Annotated in this window: 4 protein-coding genes; all 4 read left to right on the top strand. The window is 62.6% G+C overall.

The genetic code is table 11. From position 1 onward, the window contains the following. The first annotated feature begins 1,312 nt into the window (after window positions 1-1,312). On the top strand, window positions 1,313-2,050 hold the full coding sequence (locus tag AWC25_RS04555) for an ESX secretion-associated protein EspG (RefSeq protein WP_069402642.1): 738 nt from the start codon (window positions 1,313-1,315) through the stop codon (window positions 2,048-2,050). Between the two features lie 38 nt (window positions 2,051-2,088). Continuing rightward, window positions 2,089-2,556: a YbaB/EbfC family nucleoid-associated protein gene (locus AWC25_RS04550; protein WP_084229555.1), complete on the top strand. Its 468-nt coding sequence runs from the start codon at window positions 2,089-2,091 to the stop codon at window positions 2,554-2,556. 5 nt (window positions 2,557-2,561) lie between these two features. Beyond that, the gene (locus AWC25_RS04545) at window positions 2,562-3,437 is read left to right on the top strand and encodes a WXG100 family type VII secretion target (RefSeq protein WP_084229554.1); all 876 of its coding nucleotides are present in this window, start codon (window positions 2,562-2,564) and stop codon (window positions 3,435-3,437) included. Window positions 3,438-3,483: 46 nt separating this feature from the next. After that, window positions 3,484-4,364 (top strand): WXG100-like domain-containing protein (locus tag AWC25_RS04540; RefSeq protein WP_483406794.1); only part of this gene is annotated, 881 nt, incomplete at its 3' end.

Here is a 4,364-nt window from a genome sequence, read left to right as displayed (position 1 = left end):
CCTCCAATCACTCGGCTACGACACGCCGGTACCGCTGATCAGGTCCGACTCGTACACCACTCTGCTGGACGCAACCCGCCGCCAGTGGCGGCCAGCGGATCGGGCACCGCCGGGGCGGGCTTCACGCCGCCGCCTCCGCCGGCTGAATTCAACGCCCTCGGCACGGGGGGGTCTGCCGCAGGCACTCCGCCGCCATCGTCGGACGACGGGTCGACCACCGGTGGAACAGGGGATCCCTTCAGCGACTTCACCGGACCCACTGGTGACCCGAATGACTCCGCGTCATCCGCAAACGATGGCTCCGGGGATCCGTTCGGCAGCTCCAATGGGGCCGGTGCTGGCTCTAACAGTGCTGGCTCTAATGGTGCCGGGTCCATTGGCGCACCAAACGCCAACTTCAGCGGCAACTTCGGCGATTCCGGTGCAGGTTCGGATAGCTCCGGGGCCGGCGATGGCGCTGGCTCTGGGGCCTCTGACGACGCTGGCTCGTTCAACCCGGGGTCGCTGACTGGTCTGACAGGCTCCTCGGGCGGGACTGCTGGTTCCTCCGGTACTGGAGGCTCCGCAGGTATCGGTGGCTCGGCCGGTACTGGTGGCTCCGGAGGTACTGGTGGCTCGGCCAGCGCAGGCGGGTCGTCCGGGTCCCAATTGGGCAGCGCATTGAGCCAAGCCGGAGATGAGCTCGGGCAACCCCTCCAACAGGCGCTGGGCGCTGCTCAAAACCACCAGGGCGGTGCGGGGCCGAATGGAGCTCTCCCTGCCAGTCCCAACGCTTTTGACCCGTCGTCTCGGTCGAGCCACGCTGCCGGCCACGGAGGTGGCGGCGCTGGCATCGGGTCCCCGGGCAATAACCTGATGTCTCCGCCTGGCGCCCCGGTGGCTGCTGCCACCAAGGGCGGCGGCGCTGCTGACGGTTCAGGTGCGGGGCGCCTGGGTGGACTGCAAGGCCCTGGGGGATCTTCGCAGGGGGCGCCGCCAGGTGGTGGTGGCGGCGGAGGGCAACGCGGGCAAAATGCCAAGGAGCACAAGGCAAATAAGGCTCTACGGCGGGCAAAGAACGGCGAGATGGTGATCGGCGAAGTCGACCACGTGCTGCCTGTAATCGGTGACGACGGCTCAGAGGAAGTGGATGTTCCACAAGCCGTACCGACGCCGCAGGTTCCCCAACCGTCAACCTCCTCGCCGCGCGCGGTCGGTACCTCTAGGCGTGCGACATCCGAGCCTCGGCCGGAGGTCGGTCGGTGACGTCGAAGCGTTCGGTGGCTGTCCAGGTGATCGGGTGAGTAGCGTATTGATAAGTCAGGTCGGAACTTTGGACCTGCTGGACTTGCGAATGATCACCCGGTACTACGGTGACGATTCTTTGCCCTACCCCTTCGCGCTGACCCAAGGCTCCAGGTTCCGCACCCAGGATGAAGCGTCCAAGTACGCAAGTACGGTGGTCGATCGATTTTTCCATGGCGACCTCAACGACTTCATGGAATCCGTGGTCGCGTACGACTCTGCGGACATCCGCGTCGAGTGCCACGTTCAGTACATACCGGACGACACGCCGTGTGTACGTCTAATAGCCTACCGTGCAGGCCAATTGGGTTTCTTCGCCGCCCAGCGTCCCGATGAAGACTTAGTCGATATCTACACCTTGTCACCGTATGATTTGAGCACCGCCATTTGCGACGACCTGTCATTGTGTCAGCCTGGCCAACATCCCAGTATCCTTATACCCGAGTATCTTCCGCAGGGCCGTGTGGAGTTCGACAACGCTGACTTAGTCGTCCGTTCGAGGCGGAACTCGACCGAGGTGGTGATTCCCGCCAGCCGTGTGACGGCTTACGCGACGGTGCAAAGCCATTGGCGCCCAACACGAAAATGGGGTCCAGATTCGGGTAAGACGGCCATTGTGTGGGTCCGTGTGATCGACGACGGCGAGTACATGTATGTCCCCGACCACTCACACGCCCGGCCCATGACCAAAGCTGCGCTGTGTCAGCAAATCGACCAGCTGATCGCCAACGACATCGCAATCCTGCGGGAACTTCGTTGTGACTAGCGGGGCATAGCCAATCTACCTCTGGGAGAAGCCATTACATGAACAACGATGCGGCGAGCCACGATCTCGCCCACTTACTGTCGTTAGTCCGGGAGCAGTTGCAGGACCTGCCGGCGATGCGCCAAAGACGGTCAAGCCTGACCGCAAAAGCGAGCGCGGCGAACGGAACTGTCGAGGTAACGGTTGATGCTCGACATTGTGTCGTCAAAACCGTCATCGACGAAAGCTATTTGCAAGAGTTCGATTTCGCCGGTCTGGGCGATCATGTGACGAAGGCTGCGCGGCTGGCCGCTCAAGATGTCGAACAACAGGCGCGAGCCCTTCAAGCTCCATTGGCTGACCGACGCAGCGAAATATTGTCGCTTTCCCGCATGGTCGAGGACGCGCCGGCATTTCACGACGCGATAACGGGTCTAAGGAGTACCGCGCCGGGCGAGAGCCGACATGCTAGCGACGGAGATGATGGCTTCGACGATTTCTCACAATTCCCCGTGGTGAGGAGGTAGCACAAATGACGGAACCACTCAGCGTGGAAACGCAGGAGCTGCAAAAGGCTGCCCGCAACGTGTCTGACATTAGCTCCCAGATCAAGGAGATGTTCACTTCGCTGAACTCTCAACTGGCCGCCCTAGGCACGCCGTGGGGCGACGACTCTACCGGCGACCAGTTCGCCAACGGCTCGAACGGATACCTCGCGCAAGTCGACCAAGTGAACAGTTCGATCACCGGAATTACCCAGCAACTTGATCAGCTTGCGCAGTCGTTGACGGCCAGTGCCAAGAATTTCGACCAACAGGACCAACAGGTCCAGACGTCTGGAAACGGGATTGGTAACGTGCTTACCACCATTGACTCCGGTAAGACCAGTGCTTCTTCGACTGGTGGTGGCTCCCAATCGACGCCAGTGTCTACTACTCCTAGGACGTCGGAGTCGAGTCGGGCCTCGGCCTTGGTGCCTGCCTCTCCCGCGGTGCCTGCCCCTCCCACGACGTCGGGCGCGACTTCCGGTTCGGACGTCGCGGGTCCTTCGACGTCAAGTGGGCCGGGTAGCGGCGCGCCCAATCCGTCATCGGCGCCTAGCTCGGGCGACACCAATGGTGCAGGGAACCAACTATCGTTCGCTACTTCGGGTGGTAGTGGCAATTCGAGCGGGACGTCACCTGCTGCCCTGGAGCAGGCGGGCACCGATATCGGGAGCGCGTGGACCACTGCTGCCGACGCAACGCCTGGCTCGAGTTCCGGTGTGGCGGCTCAGGTCGCGGAGGCTCTCGTTCAGCCCGCGGGGGAAGGTATCTCCGCCGCCGTCCAAGCGGCCACCAGCGGCGCGCAGAAAGGATCGCACGGCCAACCTAATCCGACGCCTGACGGCCAACCGCTCAACACGTGAATTCGGTTGCGCTGACTTGAGGATCGCCTTGGCGTGAGGGTGTGGGATGGGTATTGAGATTCCGCCGGAGTTGCAGTGGGTTGCGTATTTGACGGGGCAGCAGTGGCCTAAGGGCGATGAGACGGCGATGTTTGCCCTTGCGGGCGATTGGAACAGTGCGGCCGAGCAATTGTCGGATGCGGCGCCGGGGTTGCAGCAGGCGCAGTCGCAGGTGTCGTCGTCGTTGACGGGTCAGACGGCGGATGCGGCGGCGGGAGTGTTTGCGTGGTTGTTGTCAGGTGATTCGTCGGTGCCGTCGGTGGCGGGGTCGATGACGTCGGTGGGGAATTTGGCGGAGCAGACCGGGACGCAGATTCAGTACACCAAACTGCAGATTTTGAGTTCGTTGGCGATCGCGGCGTATGAGATCGCGACGGCGTTGTGGGAGGCGGATTTTACGTTTGGTGCGTCGCTGGCGTGGATTCCGGCGATCGAGGCGATCACGGTGGCCGCGGTGCGGGAGTTGGTCGAGCAGTTGTGGGATCGGATCGCGGCGTTGCTGTCTCAGGTGGCGACCGCGGCGGGTCGCAAAGCGTTGTTCAAGGCGGTGTTGGTGCAGGCGGCGCATTTGCTGCCCGGTATCGCCGAATCGGTGGCCGAAGGGGTGGCCCAGGGTGCAGTGCAGGATCTGTTGATCCAGGACTTTCAGATATTGGAGGGGGTTCGTAACGGTCTTGATTTTGACCAGACGGTTGACATTGCTGCCAGTGCCTTGGTGGGTGGGGTGGTGGGTCCAGGTGTGCATCATGGGTTGGCTCATGTGGTGGGGCAATCGAGCAGCATTGTGGGTAAGGCGCTCAGCGGTGCGGGGAGCCATTTTGGGGTGGGAGTAGTCGCGAACGTGGCGGGGACGGTGGCCACGGGGGGCAGTGTGGATGCGGCCGACAT

The sequence above is a fragment of the Mycobacterium sherrisii genome (genome assembly GCF_002102355.1).
Lineage (GTDB): Bacteria > Actinomycetota > Actinomycetes > Mycobacteriales > Mycobacteriaceae > Mycobacterium > Mycobacterium sherrisii.
This window is presented reverse-complemented; position numbering and strand designations above follow the sequence as displayed.